General features: G+C 51.7%; 20 protein-coding genes. 16 read left to right on the top strand and 4 right to left on the bottom strand.

Annotated features, from left to right (window positions below):
* The first annotated feature begins 119 nt into the window (after positions 1-119).
* Together ACFFJP_RS03220 and ACFFJP_RS03215 are read left to right on the top strand one after the other, a co-directional pair.
* Entirely contained in the window at positions 120-374 is a 255-nt protein-coding gene (locus ACFFJP_RS03220; protein WP_377240461.1) for a type II toxin-antitoxin system ParD family antitoxin, read from the top strand.
* Positions 367-672, top strand: a complete 306-nt coding sequence (locus ACFFJP_RS03215) for a type II toxin-antitoxin system RelE/ParE family toxin (protein ID WP_377240459.1) — start codon at positions 367-369, stop codon at positions 670-672. The genes ACFFJP_RS03220 and ACFFJP_RS03215 overlap by 8 nt, the downstream gene beginning before the upstream one ends.
* A 50-nt stretch (positions 673-722) precedes the next feature.
* Here the strand turns inward: ACFFJP_RS03215 and ACFFJP_RS03210 are convergent, their stop codons facing one another.
* Positions 723-1919 (bottom strand): XylR family transcriptional regulator, encoded by a 1197-nt coding sequence (locus ACFFJP_RS03210; protein ID WP_377240457.1) that lies wholly within the window; start codon positions 1917-1919, stop codon positions 723-725.
* 181 nt (positions 1920-2100) lie between these two features.
* Between ACFFJP_RS03210 and xylB the strand changes: the two genes are divergently transcribed.
* The 11 genes from xylB to ACFFJP_RS03155 all read left to right on the top strand — a co-directional run bounded on the left by xylB (position 2101) and on the right by ACFFJP_RS03155 (position 12738).
* Entirely contained in the window at positions 2101-3579 is a 1479-nt protein-coding gene (gene xylB, locus ACFFJP_RS03205; protein ID WP_377240455.1) for a xylulokinase, read from the top strand.
* A gap of 157 nt (positions 3580-3736) precedes the next feature.
* Complete coding sequence (gene xylA / locus ACFFJP_RS03200; protein WP_377240453.1) at positions 3737-5056, top strand: xylose isomerase; 1320 nt, start codon at positions 3737-3739, stop codon at positions 5054-5056.
* A 564-nt stretch (positions 5057-5620) separates the two neighbouring features.
* Positions 5621-6439, top strand: coding sequence for an RHS repeat-associated core domain-containing protein (locus ACFFJP_RS03195; protein ID WP_377240451.1), 819 nt, complete (start codon positions 5621-5623; stop codon positions 6437-6439).
* 2 nt (positions 6440-6441) lie between these two features.
* Positions 6442-7002, top strand: coding sequence for a response regulator (locus ACFFJP_RS03190; RefSeq protein WP_377240449.1), 561 nt, complete (start codon positions 6442-6444; stop codon positions 7000-7002).
* Positions 7003-7237: 235 nt separating this feature from the next.
* The gene (locus ACFFJP_RS03185; protein ID WP_377240447.1) at positions 7238-8101 is read left to right on the top strand and encodes an RHS repeat-associated core domain-containing protein; all 864 of its coding nucleotides are present in this window, start codon (positions 7238-7240) and stop codon (positions 8099-8101) included.
* 11 nt (positions 8102-8112) lie between these two features.
* Complete coding sequence (locus ACFFJP_RS03180) at positions 8113-8691, top strand: hypothetical protein (RefSeq protein WP_377240445.1); 579 nt, start codon at positions 8113-8115, stop codon at positions 8689-8691.
* Between the two features lie 333 nt (positions 8692-9024).
* The gene (locus tag ACFFJP_RS03175) at positions 9025-9729 is read left to right on the top strand and encodes a hypothetical protein (RefSeq protein ID WP_377240443.1); all 705 of its coding nucleotides are present in this window, start codon (positions 9025-9027) and stop codon (positions 9727-9729) included.
* 284 nt (positions 9730-10013) lie between these two features.
* Positions 10014-11453 (top strand): serine hydrolase domain-containing protein, encoded by a 1440-nt coding sequence (locus tag ACFFJP_RS03170; protein ID WP_377240441.1) that lies wholly within the window; start codon positions 10014-10016, stop codon positions 11451-11453.
* A gap of 28 nt (positions 11454-11481) precedes the next feature.
* Positions 11482-11859: a DUF6249 domain-containing protein gene (locus ACFFJP_RS03165; RefSeq protein ID WP_377240439.1), complete on the top strand. Its 378-nt coding sequence runs from the start codon at positions 11482-11484 to the stop codon at positions 11857-11859.
* Positions 11849-12418 (top strand): RNA polymerase sigma factor, encoded by a 570-nt coding sequence (locus tag ACFFJP_RS03160; protein WP_377240437.1) that lies wholly within the window; start codon positions 11849-11851, stop codon positions 12416-12418. Before ACFFJP_RS03165 ends, ACFFJP_RS03160 begins: the two co-directional genes overlap by 11 nt.
* The gene (locus tag ACFFJP_RS03155) at positions 12415-12738 is read left to right on the top strand and encodes a DUF5056 domain-containing protein (RefSeq protein WP_377240435.1); all 324 of its coding nucleotides are present in this window, start codon (positions 12415-12417) and stop codon (positions 12736-12738) included. Before ACFFJP_RS03160 ends, ACFFJP_RS03155 begins: the two co-directional genes overlap by 4 nt.
* Positions 12739-12942: 204 nt before the next feature.
* On the opposite strand, the gene ACFFJP_RS03150 is transcribed toward ACFFJP_RS03155, so the two are convergent.
* The gene (locus ACFFJP_RS03150; protein ID WP_377240433.1) at positions 12943-13407 is read right to left on the bottom strand and encodes a hypothetical protein; all 465 of its coding nucleotides are present in this window, start codon (positions 13405-13407) and stop codon (positions 12943-12945) included.
* Between the two features lie 426 nt (positions 13408-13833).
* Entirely contained in the window at positions 13834-14526 is a 693-nt protein-coding gene (locus ACFFJP_RS03145) for a hypothetical protein (RefSeq protein WP_377240431.1), read from the bottom strand.
* Positions 14527-15243: 717 nt separating this feature from the next.
* Here ACFFJP_RS03145 and ACFFJP_RS03140 point away from each other — a divergent pair.
* From ACFFJP_RS03140 to ACFFJP_RS03130, 3 genes are all read left to right on the top strand, one after another.
* Positions 15244-16320: a glycoside hydrolase family 43 protein gene (locus tag ACFFJP_RS03140; protein ID WP_377240429.1), complete on the top strand. Its 1077-nt coding sequence runs from the start codon at positions 15244-15246 to the stop codon at positions 16318-16320.
* Positions 16321-16365: 45 nt separating this feature from the next.
* Positions 16366-17346 carry an alpha/beta hydrolase gene (locus tag ACFFJP_RS03135; protein WP_377240427.1) on the top strand — a complete coding sequence of 327 codons (981 nt, stop codon included), beginning with the start codon at positions 16366-16368 and terminating at the stop codon, positions 17344-17346.
* Between the two features lie 297 nt (positions 17347-17643).
* Complete coding sequence (locus ACFFJP_RS03130; protein ID WP_377240425.1) at positions 17644-18042, top strand: VOC family protein; 399 nt, start codon at positions 17644-17646, stop codon at positions 18040-18042.
* Here the strand turns inward: ACFFJP_RS03130 and ACFFJP_RS03125 are convergent.
* Positions 18033-18998, bottom strand: a complete 966-nt coding sequence (locus ACFFJP_RS03125) for an aldose epimerase family protein (RefSeq protein ID WP_377240423.1) — start codon at positions 18996-18998, stop codon at positions 18033-18035. The genes ACFFJP_RS03130 and ACFFJP_RS03125 overlap by 10 nt on opposite strands.
* Positions 18999-19248 lie beyond the last annotated feature (250 nt).

Here is a 19248-nt window from a genome sequence, read left to right as displayed (position 1 = left end):
CACTGTCAGATCAGCCTGTCTCAATTGCTTTGCTACTTTTTCTAACACCTAAACACATATTGCGACACGCAGAATACAGGCATAATATGCGCATATTGCAATCATTTTTTGAGGTGACAATGAATATCACTTTGGGTACAGAGTTTGAAAAACGCATCAACGAAAAAGTTGCCTCAGGGCTCTACACCTCCGCCAGTGAAGTGATCCGGGATGGACTGCGTTTATTGTTTGAAAAAGACTTGCTGAAACAACAAAAGCTGGAAATCCTCAGGCTAGAAGTGGCAAGAGGTTTTGACCAACTTTCCGCTGGCGAATCAACATCAAAAACTGCATTGGATATTTTTGCAGAAGTAGACTCTGAATCTCATGGCTAGCTACCGCCTATCAGCGCTGGCAGAGGCCGATCTCAGAGGGATTGCTGCAAGCGCGTTAGCTCGTTGGGGAACTGCACAAGCCAGATCGTATCTGGCAGAGCTGGATAAAACTCTACGATTGTTGGCGTTGCAGCCCGAATTGGGCCGACAACGCGATGAGATCGCTCCGGGCGCACGGAGCTTTCCATGTGGCAAACATATCTTTTTTTACCGTTCCGCACCGCCTGAATATATTGAAGTAGCGCGGGTTCTCCATCAGCACATGGACGTGTTAAACCAATTCCAGGACGAGTTTTAAACTCAGCCTGTAAAAAGGTTGTGGCTGGCATATTGCGCAGCCACATCCCCCTAATCATTCACCGCCTGATCGACAAAAGCTTCACCGCGGGCCATGCGGTATTCCTTCGGCGTCTGGCCAAAATGGCGTTTGAATACCGCGTACATATATTGCAACGACGGGTAACCACACAAGTTGGCGATTTCGGTTGGATTGACCTGGGTGTCGATCAGCATTTTGCAGGCGCGGGTCAGTTTCTGATTGTGCAGCTCGGTGTGGATCGAATGGCCGCGTTCGGCGCGAAACCGTTGCTCAAGGTTGGACCGTGAAATGCCCACAAAATCAGTGACCTGCTCCACCTTCACACCACGGCTGGCATTGCGGCGGATGTAGTGCATCGCCTGAATGACATAAGGGTCGCGTAGTGCTTTAAAGTCGGTGGACTGGCGGGACGCCACGCCGACCGGCGATACCAGAATACGCTTGCGGCCGACATCGATATTGTTCAGCTGAGTATGCAGCAATTTCGCCGCCTGATAACCCATTTCAAAGCAGCCCTGCGTGACCGAACTTAAGCTGATGCGGCTTAAATAACGGGCGATGTCATCATCGTCGATGCCGATAATGGCGATATTGTCCGGCACTATGATGCCAACATGTTCACAGGCCTGCAGCAGATGGCGGGCGCGTGAATCGGTCACAGCGATAATGCCAATGGGTTTTGGCAAAGACTGGATCCAGTCGGTCAGCCGGTTCATCGCATATTGCCAGGTTTCAGGCCTGGTGCAATGACCGCTATAAATCTGGCAGTCGTAGCCATCTTTGGCGGTCAGTTTTTTAATAGCGTTTTCGCGCTCGGCGGCCCAGCGATGGTTTTCATCAGCCGGCACGCTGTAAAACGCGAAACGGTCCAGGCCTTTGCGCTTTAAGTGCTCGTACGCGGCCTGTACCAACGCATAGTTGTCAGTCGCCACATAAGGCACCGGCGGATAATCCTGCGCATTGGCATACGAACCGCCCACTCCAACCACGGGTTTGCTGGCACCGGCTAAAGCGCGCTGGATCTCCATATCGTCGAAGTCGGCGATAATGCCGTCGCCGCCCCACTCCTGGATATGCTCCAGCCGGCATAAAAAGTCTTCTTCGAGGTACACATCCCAGTCGACTTTCGACGACTGCAGATAATGCCCAATGCCTTCAATCACCTGTCGATCGTACACTTTGTTTGCGTTAAACAGCAGCGTAATACTGTGTTTTGCCTTGAACATAATTCCACCGTCTTTATCTTTTTTGGTTATCAGTAAAATCGTCTTATCCGCATCGATAATAGACTGACAAGGATCAAGACTGGAAGTCGAAAGCAGAATTCAACAGCAAATTATGAATTTTCATAATTGCCGCAAACCAGCCAAACCCCAAGCATGAGCCCATCTTTCTCAGGTAACAGAAGTGATTTGGCCCATGTATGTAGGCATCGATTTAGGCACATCCGGCATCAAGGTGATTTTGCTGGATGCAGCAGACCATGTAATTGACAGTGCGAGTGCCCCACTCACCGTCAGCCGGCCACAGCCATTGTGGTCGGAACAGGACCCCGCGCATTGGTGGACGGCATTGCAGCAATGTCTCGACACCTTAAGCACCCGCCGCGACTTAAGCAGTGTCCGGGCCATTGGCCTGGCCGGCCAGATGCATGGCGCGACTTTGCTGGATGCACAGCATCAGGTGCTGCGCCCGGCGATTTTATGGAACGATGGCCGAAGTGGCGCGCAGTGCCAACAACTGACCGAGCGGGTACCGGAGCTTGCTGATATCACCGGCAATCTGGCGATGCCGGGTTTTACCGCACCGAAGTTGATCTGGCTGCGTGAACATGAGCCGGACATCTTTGCCCGCGTCGCGATGGTGTTATTACCCAAAGACTACCTACGGTTCTGTTTAAGCGGCGACTTCGCCTCCGATATGTCGGATTCGGCCGGCACTTTGTGGCTGGATATGGCAGCCCGTGACTGGAGCGATGAACTGCTGTGTGTTTGTGGCCTCAGCCGCAATCAAATGCCAAAACTGTATGAAGGCAATCAAATCACCGGCGTGCTGAGCGCCGATTTGGCGGCACGCTGGGGCATGGCGCAAGTGCCGCTGGTGGCCGGCGGTGGCGATAATGCTGCCGGTGCGGTCGGTGCCGGTATTTTAGCGCCGGGTCAGGCCATGTTGTCGCTTGGCACGTCCGGGGTTTATTTCGCGGTAAGTCAGGGCTACAGCGCCAATCCGGATTCCGCCGTACACGCCTTTTGCCATGCACTACCGAACAGCTGGCATCTGATGGCCGTCACCTTAAGCGCTGCCAGCTGCCTGCAATGGTACAGCGAACAGTTGATGAAAATCCCGGTAGCCGAGCTGTTAGCAGAGCTGGAACAGACCCACGATTGGCCTGATGGTATTCCGGCAGCAGCGCCGATTTTCCTGCCGTATTTATCCGGTGAACGCACCCCGCATAACAACCCCAATGCCCGAGGCGTCTGGTTTGGCCTGACGCACGATACTGACCGCGCCGCCATGACTTATTCGGTACTGGAAGGTGTCAGTTTTGCCTTAGCGCAGGGTGCAGCAGCACTGCATAGCGCGAGTGGCATCCCGCATGAAATCAATCTGATTGGCGGTGGTGCGCGCAGCGCCTACTGGCGGCAGTTGCTGGCCGACGTACTGAACCTGCCCCTGAATTTTCGCGAAGGTGGCGAAGTAGGCCCGGCACTGGGTGCGGCCCGACTGGCGGCGCTGGCGATGAATCCGGATGTCGCGGCGGCGACCTTGTGTCCACCGCCGCCGCTGGTCAGTTCGCACCAGCCGGACCCACAACGTCATCAGGCGCTGACAGCACGTTACAACAGCTTTAAAGCCTTGTACGACGCGCTGAAGCCACATTTTTAGGCCTATTGCCTGCGCGGCAGGCGCTTGGGGTCTCAGCGCCCCCCTTGTGATGAAAAGCACAAGATTGCTCTGAAAAAACATAATTGTGGGAATGCCAGCCAGCGCCCACCATGACAACAACAGCACCAACCGTATCGATGATATTCAGGAGAGCAGCGTGGCTCAGTATTTCGACAACTTAGACAAAATCGTTTTTGAAGGTGCCGACAGCACCAACCCACTGGCATTTAAACATTACAACGCCAACGAAAAAATCCTTGGCAAAACCATGGCCGAGCATTTACGCATGGCCGCCTGTTACTGGCATAACTTCTGCTGGAATGGTCAGGACGTGTTTGGTCAGGGCACTTTTGGCCGGCCATGGCTGGAAGCCGGTGACGCGATGGAACGGGCGCGGCAAAAAGCCGATGTGGCTTTTGAATTCTTCAGTAAGCTGGGCATTCCTTATTACTGTTTCCATGACATTGACGTGGCGCCGGAAGGCAACAGCATCCGCGAGTACATCAATAACTTTGCAGCGATGACCGACGTACTGGAACAAAAACAGGCGGAAACCGGCGTCAAACTGCTGTGGGGCACCGCCAACCTGTTCAGTAACCCGCGTTATGCCGCAGGTGCCGCGACCAACCCGGACCCGGAAGTGTTCAGTTACGGCGCTACTCAGGTGTTCCATGCCATGAACGCGACCCAGCGTTTAGGCGGTGAAAACTACGTGCTGTGGGGCGGCCGTGAAGGTTATGAAACGCTGCTTAATACCGACCTGCGTCAGGAGCGCGAGCAACTCGGCCGTTTTATGCAAATGGTGGTTGAGCACAAACACAAAATCGGCTTTAAAGGCATGCTGCTGATCGAACCAAAACCACAGGAACCGACCAAACATCAATACGATTATGACTCAGCGACTGTGTACGGCTTCCTGAAGCAATTTGGTCTCGAGAAAGAATTCCGCGTCAATATTGAAGCCAACCACGCCACCCTGGCCGGTCATTCGTTCCACCATGAAGTGGCCACCGCCATTTCGCTCGGCATCTTTGGCAGCATCGACGCCAACCGCGGCGACGCGCAAAACGGCTGGGATACTGACCAGTTCCCGAACAGCGTGGAAGAACTGAGCCTGGTGATGTACGAAATTCTCAAAGCCGGCGGCTTCTCGACTGGTGGCTTTAACTTCGACGCCAAACTGCGCCGTCAAAGCGTTGACCGCTACGACCTGTTCCACGGCCACATCGGCGGCATGGACCATTTAGCCTTAGCGCTGAAAAAAGCCGCGCTGCTGATTGAAAAAGACTTCCTCGGCCAAGCCGTTGCCAAACGCTACGCCGGCTGGAGCGCCCCGCTTGGGAAGGGCATTGTGCAAGGTCAACATTCGCTGCAATCGCTGGCAGAGCTGGTGGAACAGAAACAACTGAGCCCACAAGCCGTCAGTGGCCGGCAGGAATTGCTGGAAAACCAGGTCAACCTGGTGCTGTACCGCTAACCCCGTAGTCCCGGTGATCGAGGCCTCCCTGTCCCGGTCACCAGTTAGTCCCAGTGTGTGATGTGTGTGTTTAACTGGTTTTAGCCCGGCTGATTAGCCGGGCTTTTTTTATGCCGGGAAACCGGAAAAAACGCTGATGGGAGGCGTAGGTACGGCAAGCGCAGCGTCGCCGTACGATTGCGAATCCAAGGCCCCCTCGTTCAACGAATCCATGGACACCCACATTCAAAACGAACACCAGACTAAGACCGCAGCAAACGGCACTGACGACAACAGACTGGGCGTCACACGATGGGCGTCACACGCACGCAGTGAATACTCCCGGGTCTCGTCAGCCGCGTTCCGGGGTTTTGCAGAGCAAAACCCGTTCAGTCGGCAACAAGCCAGACTGCTGACTTGTTGAAATCCCGTCTTCACCCTGCCGCAGAGGGTCTGCTAACGTTGTCGCCCGACCGTTTTGCGAGTTCGTTTGTGGCGTCGCTATGTGCCAAAAGCGGACATTCTGACGCTGGTAACTGTGATGTCCGCTAAGAGTTAATAGCGGAATATAACGCCGCCGGCACCATGCTCAAACGCTACGTGCATGGCGTGGGCAGTGACGACCCTTTAGTCAGTTATGACGGCAGCGGCACCACCAAACACCAATACGGCCCTTACGGCGAACCGATTAACCAAAGCGCTTCGCGTTTCAGATACACCGGACAGATTTTATTGCCGGGCACCGAGCTTTATCACTATAAAGCCCGGGTGTACCATCCAAAGTTAGGTCGTTTCCTGCAAACCGACCCAATTGGCTACAAAGACGGCATGAACTGGTATGCCTATGTCGGCAATGACCCGATGAATGCCGTAGATCCGGAGGGGAAAAATAGTGAAGAAATTATGCATGGCCTTGCTCAAGCATTTGGATTTGATACCTATACCAGCGCCGATGCAGCGGTAAAAAGGACTGAGCTGGAAATGAAAAGTTATGCTCCAAAAGATACAATTGGCGCGGCTACTGGAGTAATCGGTGTCGCGGGATCTGCGCTTACTTTTAGGTCTGGCCGTCCATTTACAGGTATGGTGTTGCTGGCGGCAAGCACCAATAGTCTTTATGCATCCTGGACAGGCAAGCCGACAGCTACAGGAATACTGACTACAAAAATTGCTGGTGAACTTCTCACAAAAGACGAATCACTTCTTGAATTTGCTGAAAAGACGGGTGATCTAGTGCAGTCGTTGGCTTCAGGCGGAGTTGCAAGTTACATAAAAACTGCGACTAGAAGCGGTGATGCTGTCGACGCCGCAGGTGCTGTTGGAGTTGTAAATGACGGACAGAATTACAAAGAAGCGATTAGAATCGTCGAGTGCTCAGGTCGTATAGATTGCAAGGGTAAATAACAATGTTTCATAGACTCAAATTTTTAGACCGCATGGAGAGTTGGATAGACTTTAAAATCCGCAATGCCAGCATTTTTTATTTGATTATATCCACCCTTGTATTGGTTGCTATTTCGTTCTTTTTTAGCACATATATTTATGGGGTAGATCCTAAAGAATTAAAGAGAGAGAGAGGTGTGCTTGAGTGGTTTTATTGTGATAAAAAAATGTCAGGTACGGACTATTTGTATATAAAGTCAAGCTTTTCAGAGCGGCGTATTTTATTTAGTGCTTATGCGGACTGTGACAACATCGAAAGCATTATGCATCTAAACGATAAGAAAATAGATTACGCTGTTGATTTTTATGTAAAAAAACAGACAGATAACTCTTCAGTTGGTTATCCACCAGAGATTTACGCCATAGATTATAACGGAGTAAAATTTATACACCCAAGTGGTGGGTTGGGTGTTCACACGAATTTTAATACGTTTATTATTGTTGTGTATTATTTGATATATAAATTGCTTTACACGATTTGGTGGCGATTCCGATCAAAAGTAAACAGCCCCCCGGTACAATAAAAATAAATCATTTGGCGTCTACCTAATTCAGGTGGAGTAATCCAATCCGAGACACCCATAGTTTCCCCGAACTATGGGTGTTCTTTTTTAGGCCCTGAGGCAATGTCCGCAACAGCAGCTTTGAAGAGCACGGCTACACCACTTTGCTGTGCTGCGGATGCGGTATAAACAGATCCAGAACAACCGGCCTTTAGTCCGCTAAGAGTTAATAGCGGAATATAACGCCGCCGGCACCATGCTTAAACGCTACGTGCATGGCATTGGCAGTGACGACCCGTTAGTCAGTTACGACGGCAGCGGCACCACCAGTCCGACCTACCTACTCGCGGACGAACGCGGCAGCATTATGGCTGAGACCAACAGCGCTGGTACTGTCACTACCAAACACCAATACGGCCCTTATGGCGAACCAATTAATCAAAGCGCATCGCGCTTTCGTTATACCGGCCAGATTTTATTGCCGGGTACTGAGCTTTATCACTACAAAGCGCGGGTGTACCATCCAAAGTTAGGCCGTTTCCTACAAACCGACCCGATTGGCTACAAAGACGGCATGAACTTTTATGCCTATGTTGGCAATGATCCTATGAATGCGGTGGATCCTGATGGGTTAGCTAAGAAGAAAGTACTTGCAAAAACTATCAAAGACCTCCGAAAGCAAGCGGAAGATAGAGCACTTAAAAATGCTCGAGATCGAGGTCGAAGAGCTGCTTTAAAGCTAGAGAAACAGTACTTAGAAGAAACTGGTGCACCACGCTCACGGCTGTCTGAAGCGAGGCAGCAAGAATTGCTCTCAACAGGCAAGTTGAAAGGTATGCATGGCCATCATGCGCCATCTGTTAGTAACGGGAAAACTCTTGAAGAGAAAATTGCTATTGCTGAGAATCCGAACTTTATTCGGTTCATGGAAAAAGATGAGCATGAGAATCTTCATCAAAAATTGGGTGGAACAAATACGGTGATTACAGAAGTAGATCGGGATTTTGGAGTTAAAGCATTAACTGTTCTTGCTACTGGGTTAGAAGCATTGTCGTATATTCCGGACGCAACTATGCTGGTTTCTGAAGCTGGGTGTGCAACGTTGACTCCATGTGAGTAAAGGTCAGTAAAATGAATGGTCATCTTCCTTATAATGAAATAAGCAGTATGCTAAATTGTGGCTCGAGTGTAGGTAATAAGGTAAGTGATTCGGGAGCAATTTTTTTAGGACACATGCCAGAAGTTGCACCTAAAGCATACTTACATGTTATATATCCTCCAATTGATGAGAAAAGTATCCTTGAACTGAATGAAATACTGAAACCAGCTATTTTACATTCATCACTTATAGATTTTTTCCGATTTGCGAACGGTATGAACTTATTCTTCAAAAAAGGTTTTAGAGTCTTTGGATATGTACCTGCAGAAAAACGTGTCTCAGAAGGTTTCTTCGATTACCCTGATGACATCTTACATGCGAATGGCGATATTCGTATTAAAGGCAGTGAATCTAATGAGATAACAATAGGTTGGTATTTAGCAGATAGCTCATATGTTAATTTAGATGAATGTGGGCGTGTTGTTAGATTTAACCCCTCAAATCCTAAGAAAATTATTCAATGTTGGCCAGATATTAAATCTTGGCTTATTTCTGAGATAGAAAGGTTGAATAATGATTTTAGTCATGTCACATCTCAAAATAACAATTGAGGAAAATTGATTCAAGACACCCATAGCTCCGACCGAACTATGGGTGTTCTTTTTTCACCAAAAGCAATTCCAGCAATGTCCGTAACAGCAGCAAAGCGGACATTTATTTTTTCGAAAATCAGTCATTTTTAGATCTGCTTTTCGCTCATAGCAGCCATATCCAATCCCCAACAAAGCCAGCACCGGCATCCACCGAGTGAGCGGTTAAGAGTGAGCGCGGGAGGTAGTAACAGGACATCCATCTAAATCACAGTGTATTGACACAAGGTTACAGTTGCCCTGAACAGTATTTCATAGGCTAAAAACTCCTTTAACTACCCGGGAGATATCGCGATGAAGTTGCCGTGTTGGTTGCTTTTACCCTTATGCTCAACCTTGTTTCTGACTGGTTGTGATCACGAAATAAAATCTGGGGATCATACCGATGTGATTAGTTTTGATTTCCGCCATGGTAGCCAAAACTGGACAGCAGGTTTTAGTGATTATCTGTTAAAACACGCTCCGCTCTACGAATTGGAAAGTGGCCTGCGCGACTTACCAGCAGGCTTTCAGGGGACCGGATTTATGCTCAGTGGCCACAACCGCAGTGCTGACCTCTTTATGTTCTTAAAACGCAAAATCAGCGGGCTCTCGCCGTCCAGTCGATACAGGGTCGAACTGAAAGTCACCTTCCTCAGTCCGGCAAGTAAAGACTGTGTCGGCGTAGGTATTGGTGGGTCGCCCGGTGAGTCAGTCTGGTTAAAGTTTGGTTATGCCGACAAAGAGCCACAACAGGATGGGTTTACTCTCAACGTGCCAAAAGGTGATCAGTCGCAGGACGGGACTCAGGCTAAAGTACAAGGCAATATTGCGACAGATGCCGGTAAATGTGACAACACTGTCTACCGGGCCAAGACATTAAAAAACACCGAAAAAGCCCTTGAATTGACCACCGATGCACAGGGTTCTGTCTGGTTATTTGTTGGCACTGACTCTGGTTTTGAAGGTAAAACCACACTGTACTACCAGCAGATCGAAGTGAAGTTTACTCCAAGGTAAATTCGGACTGCACTGGCGCAGGTCAGGCAACTCTTAGTGGATACGTATTTCTCACCCAGCGCTGCTAGCTGGGTGTGCCCTTTCGGGGGTTCTGCTCGCCGTAAGGCAGTGTACTGCTCATCAACCTCAGCTAATGCCAGATCCGGCGGGATCTGGTCGCGCGGCGCAGCCAACTCAGTCAGGCCGCCGGAGCCCTGGAAAAAATTTCTGGGTATTGAATCTAAAACCGCATCCCTTTGCATCAGAGTCTTTGCAACCAGTATTGGACTGGACGGAGACATCACATGCATTTATTCAATAAGAAGATTTCCCTGTTGGCTTTGTTTTGTGCGGCATTCGCCTCTGCAACAACTTTGGCTGACATCCGCTGGCCGGATACGCCGGCAGCACAACTCGCTAAACAGCGGCTGCAAGCTTTTAACACCGGCGATGCGGCCAAGCTTCAAGCATTTAAAACAGCACATGAACCAGATATGCAACTGGAGCGTGAACTGGCTTTCCGGCAGATGACGGGCGGATTTGAGGCGTTGCGTGTGACGCAGGATGATGCCGGCCAGGTCACGGTGATTATTCGCGAACATGATGGCGACCGGGTCGGTAGCATGACGCTGCAACTGGATGGCAAAGACTCAAAGCGGGTCAAATCGGTCAGCCTACAGCCGATGGCAATTGTGCCCGCGGATTTGATGCCCACACGGTTGTCCGAGCACGATGCGCAGCAGCGGCTGCAAAGCAAAGCGCAGAAACTGCTGGCAGAGGAACAATTCGCCGGCAATCTTTTGGTCGCTCGTGGCGGCGACATCCGTTTGCAGCAACATTTTGGTGACGCCCGTCGTGACATCGCGCAAAAAAATACAGCTAACACACAGTTCCGCCTCGGCTCGATGTACAAAATGTTTACGGCGATTGCGGTGCTGCAACTGGTTGAACGCGGCCAGTTACAGCTTGATGCGCCGCTGATTACTTATTTATCCGATTATCCAAATACCACGCTCGCCAAAAACACAACTCTGCGGCACTTGCTGACCCATACCGGCGGCACAGGCGACATTTTTACTGATGAATATCAGCAACAAAGACTAAAAACCCGTGAGCACGCCGATTATGTCCGGTTGTTTGGGCACCGCGCGCCAGAGTTCACCCCCGGTAGTCGCGAGGCATATTCCAACTACGGTTACGTCTTGCTGGGACGGGTGATTGAACGGGTTAGCGGTCAGTCTTACCACACGTATGTCCGCGACCATATCTTCAAACCCGCCGGCATGCACGCCACTGGTGCTGAACCGGAAGAACAGGTACGCACACAGCTATCTGTCGGTTATATGCATTCAGAAAAAGGTCTGGTCAATAATCGGGACACCTTGCCGTGGCGCGGCACTGCTGCCGGCGGCGGCTATTCAACTACCGGCGATCTGCAACTCTTTGCACAGGCATTATTAAACGGCAAGTTGATAGCAGCACAAACACTGGCAGCAGCAACCCGCAGTCAGACGCCCAGTGGCTTGTACGGCTACGGTTTCCAACTGGGTGGTGAAGGCACTGCCCGTCACTTCGGCCATGTCGGCGGTGCAGAGGGCATGAACGGCGCTTTACGCATTTATCCGGCGACTGGTGATGTGGTGATTGCCCTTTCCAACATGGACCCGCCCGCGGCAGAATCGCTGGTTGAATACTATGGTAACCGGATGCCGTTGGTGACGACTGTTACCACACAATCCAAATAGCCACGCATAAAACAGTAGGTGTTTGCAGATGACCATCGAAATGATGATACCGCTTTTAGTTCTGGCAACGCCTGTTGCCCTGGTCGCCCTTGCCCTGCGCTTTGTTCGCCAGCAAACGGAGGCGCGTTATCGCACCTTGCTGCAACTGGCCGACAAAGGCGTGGACTTACCCTTGACGGTTTTGGCTGAGCAGCACCAACCCCATGCTGATCGGCGGCGCGGTCTGGTTCTATTGTGTGGTGGCATCGGTTTGATGCTGAGCTTACTGGTATTGCCGGTGCAGAGTGACGAAGGTCAGCATCTTGCGGATCTGTGGGGGCTGGGGCTGTTGCCAATCATGCTGGGCCTTGGCTATCTCGCCAATTGGTGGCTCGATCAACGCGCAGGCGACATGCGTGGTACCTGAAGTTGAGTCGCGCCTGGATCTTGCGCTGGTTAAACGTGTCCTGCTGCATGAAGACCGACAGGCGTTTAATCAGCTGGTCCGCAGGCATCAGAGCAACGTGCGCGCCCAATTGCGACGCCTGTGCCGGGATGATCACGCCTGGGCAGATGATTTAGCGCAGGAAACCTTCCTGCTGGCATGGCGCAAATTGTCGCAATTTCGCAGCGAAGCGCGGTTTTCGACCTGGTTGTATCGCATCGCACACAATTGCTTCCTGCAAGCGTATCGGCAGCAACCCATACACGAAATGCAGGAAGAAACTCTGCTTGATCAAGCCGCAGGACCCCGGCAGCGCGCGGGTTTGCAGCGTGATTTGCAAAAGGCGCTGCAAGCGCTGCCTGAAGGCGAGCGGGTGGTGATGCTGTATCACACGCAGATGGGACTGAGTCATGAGGAAACTGCCGACATCACCGGGTTGCCCCTTGGCACGGTTAAAACGCACGCAACACGCGGCAGTGCGCGTTTGCGTCAATGGTTGAAAGACTACCAAAGCAACGAGAATACAGGAGTGACGACATGAGTTTAAGCACGGAAGATCAAGACGATGACCTGTTGCACCAGCTGCTTCGCGACAGTGCAGCAGATGCAGTCCCAGATGACGGTTTTGTCGATACCGTCATGTCGCGCTTACCAGCCCCGCGCCGGCGATCTAACCGCGCAGTGTGGTTGGGTCTGGCCTCAGGTGTTGGATTAGCGGCCTGGCAATTACAGGATAATCCCATGCTTAGTCATGTCGCCCGCGACTGGTCGGGAGGACAGTTCAGCATGGCAAGTGCATTAGTGTTGGTGCTGGTCGTCATAACAGCTTGCTGCACCAGCACCGGAGTACTAACGAAGTAATCTGTAGTGTTCGTTTTATTCAGACCACGGCATTGGATATCCATCAGCCGCTTTTTCCAGAAGCGGACATTTTTCATCGTCATGTACGGCGGCGCTATCGCTTGCGCGTACCTACTCGCTAATTAAGATCGTAGGTACCGGCAAGCGCAGCCCGCTGGGCGTCACACGCCGTACATTACCTCATATTCGATGACTACAACTCGCTCATTGCAGCCATCTCCAACCCCCAACAAAGCCAGCAGCGGAATCCCCGGAGTGAGCGGTTAAGAGTGAGCGCGGGAGGCGCGAACGGGCGAACGGGCGAACCGGCGAACGCAGTGGTGGCGCTGATGACATTGGGATGTCGTTGGAAAAACGCTCGACCAAAACAGGTAACCGAAACAAAGCGTTCCAGCGTCTGATTACTTCATGTGCATCTAAATCAAGAGCTTGTTGCTTTTGAATGCGGACAACCAAATGGTAATGGTTGGACATAATGGCAAAGGCTGAAACTGTTATACAAAAGACTTTGGCGAGTTCAGCAAGGCGCTCAACAATCAATTGCCGGCGATGGCTGAAATCCTTGTTTTCAAAGCAACCAAACAGAAATGTGCGCCGCACACAGCGGCTGACCACGTGGTAACTTGGTGTTGCATCAACAGAAACCTGCTTCTTCCTTGCTTGGGCCATTTTCGCCCTCCCTGACATTCCTTGTCGTGTGAGTTGAAGTTAAATGTGGTTGCATAAAAGTTAATGTCAATGTGTGAGAGTTAAGAATCGGTGGGTGTCACCAGAGTTTCCAGAGTTTCCATCTGGCCGAGTTTGGGTGGGTGTCACCAGAGTTCCAGCAGTTGACGCTGTTAAAGTTAACCAAGGCCCCTGATAAGACGTTTATTGGCGCCATTGAGAGGGGTTTTAGTTTTTTAGGGTATCTCTTTAGTGGCGGGTTGTTGCAACCGGCCGAAAAAACAATGCAAAAATACCGGTGTAGGCTAGCGCAGCTTTATGAGCAAAAGAAAGGCCAGTCCAATCGACCAGCCTTGCTTGCGTCCTACCAACAGCGGTGGCTGCAATGGGTGTATGCTGGGTTAGAGCCCAGCGTGCTGTGTCATGCCTTTATGCAGCAATTTTACGACGACGCAACAGCAAACCGCATAAACCTAAAGCGAATATGCTAAGGGCGGAAGGAGCGCTTACGGGGGTGCTGGGTACACTGGAAGGGCGAACTAATAGGCTTGCGGTAACCGAATTGGCAAAGTCGGGATGCCAGCGAACTAGAAGGTTTTCATCGGCAGTCGCGCTCAGCCCTTGTTGGAGGCTAAACATTCCTTTTTTTTGAAAATTCTGATAATGGACGATCCCTTGCAGACACCCCTTATGTTCGTACGTATATGAACATTGTTCTCTCTCGCCATAATTGAAATATGTGTAGTCCCACCAATCATAGTGGTACGTAGTACCGAACTGCTTAGTGAACCATTTAGCCCCGTCCGCGTTTAGTTCGTCGAAAAAATGTTGGCTGGCGTCGTCACCACCGTGTAATGACATTAATAGTAACGATGTTTCGGCGCGCGTGGCGTACCGCCAATCGCCATTTTTCCACTTACCGTTGAATCTGTCTGTGAAGCCGCTCGCATCTTCGACTTGATTGCGTGACAAACCCAAAGTATAAGCCAGTGGCATCCACTCCAACCCCTGTAAATTAACAGTTTTACCACCTGCGGTTGTATGGGTACCAGATATAAAGCCAGCATGAGCAGTCATCGACGTGATGAGCAAACTAGATACTAAAAAAATTTTTTTAAACATAACCTCTCCATCAATCTGGGTGATCTATCCATATGATAACGGTGTCATTAATATCACCTGAGGTTGGCGCTCGGCATAAATTATGCCAATATTTTATTTACATAAAATACAATAGCTTATGTTTTTTCAGCTTTGACTTAGATTAGATGTGTAAAAAATACGGACAATTACCCCCCCCAACTGTTTACTAAACTTCAAACTCTTCCACCATAGTATTACAATTTGCACCTGCGGAATAACAAATATTTTAAATTGAAATTGATGACTGCTTTAACTACGAATGCAGACCGTCATAATGCTTAAAGCCAGACACTTCTTTCTACCGCTATTCGCTCATAGCAGTCATCTCCAAACCCCAATAAAGCCAGCAGCGGCAGCCGCGGAGTGAGCGATCAAGAGTGAGCGCGGGAGGCGCGAACGGGCGAACGCAGTGGTGGCGCTGTTGGCTTTGCCACGAATGGCGAGCTGTTCACACAACACAGCCATCAGTTCACAACCCGAATCAGCCCCGCCCACAAAGTCCAACCTAACTCTTAACGCCCAAATAAAACAAACCGTTTACCCAGTTTCATAACAGCCTTGCCGTTCCGTTTTGGCTGAATTTTCAACACACTAACTAACACTATTTGTTATCAGACAGGGCTCATGGTGATGTTGATTTTGTCCTCTTTTCGCGCGGTAAAATCTCGGTTCGCATCGGCGTTATTGCTGGGCGCTATGCTGCTTCATCCCGCTACCAGCGCTGCAAAAAACGAAATCTCAGCACCACCGACAACGACGCCAAGCCAGTTCGACAACCCAATCATTAAATCCGACAGCAAAGACCCAACATCCCCAAACGGCCCGCTGATTTACACGGCAGATCCGGCGGCGCTGGTGCATGACGGTACTGTGTACCTCTACACCACCCACGACGAACAATCAGAGCAAGGCAAAGATTACCGCATGTATGACTACCGGCTCTGGACCAGTACCGACCTCAGCAAGTGGCAAAATCAAGGCGCCGTGTTTCGCTCCACTGATTTTGCCTGGGCGCGTGGCGACGCCAAGACCGGCAATGCTTACGCCCATCATGTCATTGCCCGCAAAGATGCCAGCGGTAAAACCAAATTCTATTTTTACGCTGCGGTTGAAGGCGGCCAGACCGGCGGCGCCTTTGGCTTTTCGATAGGTGTGGCAGTTGGCGACAGCCCGAAAGGCCCCTTCACAGATCCACGCGGCATGCCGATGATTTTGCTCGAAAATACCGCCAAAGATAAACAACACAGCTGGCGCAATATCGACCCGGCGGTCTTTGTCGATGACGACGGCCACGCTTATCTGTATTGGGGCAATCAGCAGTTATGGTGGGCAGAACTTGAACCTGATTTGGTCCATCTGAAAGGCGAAAAATACCAGCTGGATGCAAAAGGCCGGATGCAGAACCGCGATAGCAGCGAGGTCAACATCAACAAGGTGACGACTTTACCGAACTTCGAAGAAGGCCCGCATCTGTCGAAACACCACGGGATGTATTACCTGGTGTATGCGGCCGGCTTTCCGGAAAGTCTGGCTTATGCCACCAGCGACTCTGCCAGCGGCCCCTGGCAGTATCGCGGCGTCATCATGGACCCGCTGCCGGGCACGACGACCATCCATCCGGCCCTGTTTGATTTTAACGGCCAGACCTATCTGGCTTACCACAACGCCGACTTACCCGGTGGCGGCAATTACCGCCGGTCCGTCGCGCTGGACCAGGTGTTTTTTAATCCGGATGGTAGCATCAAGCCAATCATCCGCACGCGCAAACCCTAGTCGCAGCCATCGTGATGCACAGCAACCAACCAGGAGAAGGATAAAATGCACAACCTGAATAACAGACACAGGCTCTGCTCTGCGCGCCCACACTTGCTCTGGCAGCAGAAAATACGCCAGTCGTTCTTACTCGCACTTTGCCTGTGTACTTTTAAGGCCGCCGCGCAAGCCAATGACCAGATGACGCCGATAGCTACACCGGCGCAGACTCAGGCGATTGAACTTGGCACGCCAGCTCTGCCCGGCGCTGTGGCACAGGAATCCTGGCACTCACAATATGGCAGCCGCTTTGTGCGCAATGTCACGGTCGCAACCCTGACGCCTGTGTTGCCGGCGCCCGGCAAAGCCAGTGGTGCTGCGGTGATAGTGGCCCCCGGTGGCGGCTTTCGTACGCTGTCGATGGACAACGAAGGCTGGGATGTCGCCAACGCGCTGGCAAAACAAGGCATCACCGCTTTTGTGCTGAAATATCGCCTGAACCAGACCCCAGCCGACATGGCCGGTTTCCAGCAGGCGATGCATGAGATGTTTTCCGGCACTGCACGGCGGCCGCCCCGCCCTGATCCGGCAACAATGGCTACGCAGCTGGCACCACAGTTAGAGGATTCCCGCGCCGCTTTCGCGCTGGTGCGTAGCCGCGCCGGCGAATGGCAAGTCGATCCCAAGCGCATCGGTATGATTGGTTTCTCGGCTGGCGCTATGCTGACGATGGCAACCACGCTGGTCGGCAAAGATGCCAAACCCGCTTTTATTGCCAATATCTATGGCCCGCTCGATGCCGTGACCGTGCCGGCGGATGCGCCACCGTTGTTTGTCGCCCTGGCCGCCGACGATCCGTTTTTCGCCAATGGCAAATTTGGCCTGATCGAAAGCTGGCATCAGGCGAAAAAGCCGGTTGAGTTTCATTTTTACGAACAAGGCGGTCACGGCTTTGGCATGTACCCCAAAACCACCACCAGCACCGGCTGGTTTGCAGCCTTCACCAACTGGTTAACGATGCACGGCATGTTCAAGCCAAAAACCTGAAGATTTGGTTGGTTGCGTTCAGAGCCGGTAAAAGTTGGTACTGTATTCTCATCAGGGATCTCTCCCCTTCACAGCAACAGCATGGCTGAAGGGGGCGGGGCTTCGTATCAACATAGCATGTTGCACCGCAGACGCAGTGGCACAGTCACAACAGCGTACGAACGGCTAATTCAGCGACCAATTCAACGACCAATTCAACGACACAGCAACCGCAGGTTTGATGAAAAATCGCAATTGCCACACATTCCGTTCCGCGCCATAGTCAACCATCACCAGGGATAGATCTTGGAGCTCCCGATGCAAATCTCTACTTACCTGTTATTTGATGGCCAATGTGCAGCGGCTTTTGCCTTTTATCAGCAAGTGTTTGGTGGCGAATTGCAGCTGACCACAGTCGGTGATTCACCGATGCAGCAGGCTTTTCCACCAGCGCTGCATGCACGCGTGGTACATGCCCGGCTCACTTCCCCTCTGATTGATATTGCGGCGTCGGACTGGCTGCATCCGACAGAGCAACCACAGCCTGGCAATCTGATGTGTCTGTATGTCAGTGGCGGCAGCGCGGAAGAAACCACCAGGCTGTTTCAGCAGCTCAGTGCTGGAGCGACCGTCACAGACCCACTGACGCAACACCCCTTTGGTTTATATGGTGCATTAAACGATGCGTTTGGCGTGCGCTGGATGTTTCATGCCTGAGGATTTAACTGCTGGTCAGCGCGGCTCAGCACATAGCGGATCTTCGCCACAAACGGCTGACCCGGCCGGGTGAAATGGAATGGGAAGCCTTTTTGGTTTGGTGAGTCGGGGAAAAACTGCGGTTCTAAACAGATGCCCTGACGCGCTACAAACGGGCTTTTGAGATGATCGCCGGTATAGACCTGCAGGCCGGGATAATCCGAGCTGACGCTGAGCGCTAAATCGCCTTGTGGGCTGGTCAGTACGGCAGCCGCTTGCTGCAAATGACCATGTACCACAAAGTTATGGTCAAGCTGGGTGTCCGCCAACAAGCGCGGCTGGTGGAAATCAAAAGCCGTGCCCTGCACTTTGCGCAGTTCACCGGTCGGAATACTGTTCTCATCGACCACTGCATAGTGCGCCGCGGCCAGCTGCAGCTGATGCTCGTTCACGTTGGTCGTACTGCCGGCTAAATTAAAATACGGGTGTAAAGTCGGACCAATCAGCGTGGCGCAACTGCTGCTCGCTTCCAGCGTGACTTGCAACTCAGTTTGCTGCGCTGTGGGCGCACTGAACTGATAACGAATACAGAATTTTATGGGCCCGGGATAACCGCCCTGCCCATCCGGGACTTCGGCCGCTAACACCAGACTATCAGGGTTGTGTTCCTGCAGCTGCCACATCAGCCGGTGCAAGCCGATACTACCACCATGCAGATGCTGGGCCCCTTCATTTTGTTCGAGTTGCACCAACTGCTGGTCCAGCATAAAGCAACCACCGCCAATGCGGTTAGCATAAGGACCGACCACAGCCCCCAGATAAAACGGGTCCTGCCGGTAATATGCCGGCGCCGGATATCCTAAAATCAGCTCACGCCGCGCGCCGGCGAGCACCGTCGACCAGCGCTGTAGGATAGCGCCTTGTGCTAACACTACCAGTTCATCGCCATGCTGATTGATCAGAGAGAATTGTGTCATCGCGTCGCCTTGTCCGCCGAAAGTTTCAGCCTAGCCTGCGATTTCAGTGCTTTGAATGACTTTTGTTATTGATGCTGTTACGGAATTTGGTTGTTGGATGGATGGCAGCTGTGCAAGCAGATCTGCAGGCCAGCTGTGACCGCAGGCGGCTCACACTTTATTGGCTCCACTTACATTGCGGCCAGACATGCGGATGGAGGCCAGCATAGCGAGCTGGCCTCCACCTGACAGGTGTTGCTGTAAAAACACA

It is taken from the genome of Rheinheimera tilapiae, assembly GCF_042432165.1.
Classification (GTDB): domain Bacteria; phylum Pseudomonadota; class Gammaproteobacteria; order Enterobacterales; family Alteromonadaceae; genus Pararheinheimera; species Pararheinheimera tilapiae.
This window is presented reverse-complemented; position numbering and strand designations above follow the sequence as displayed.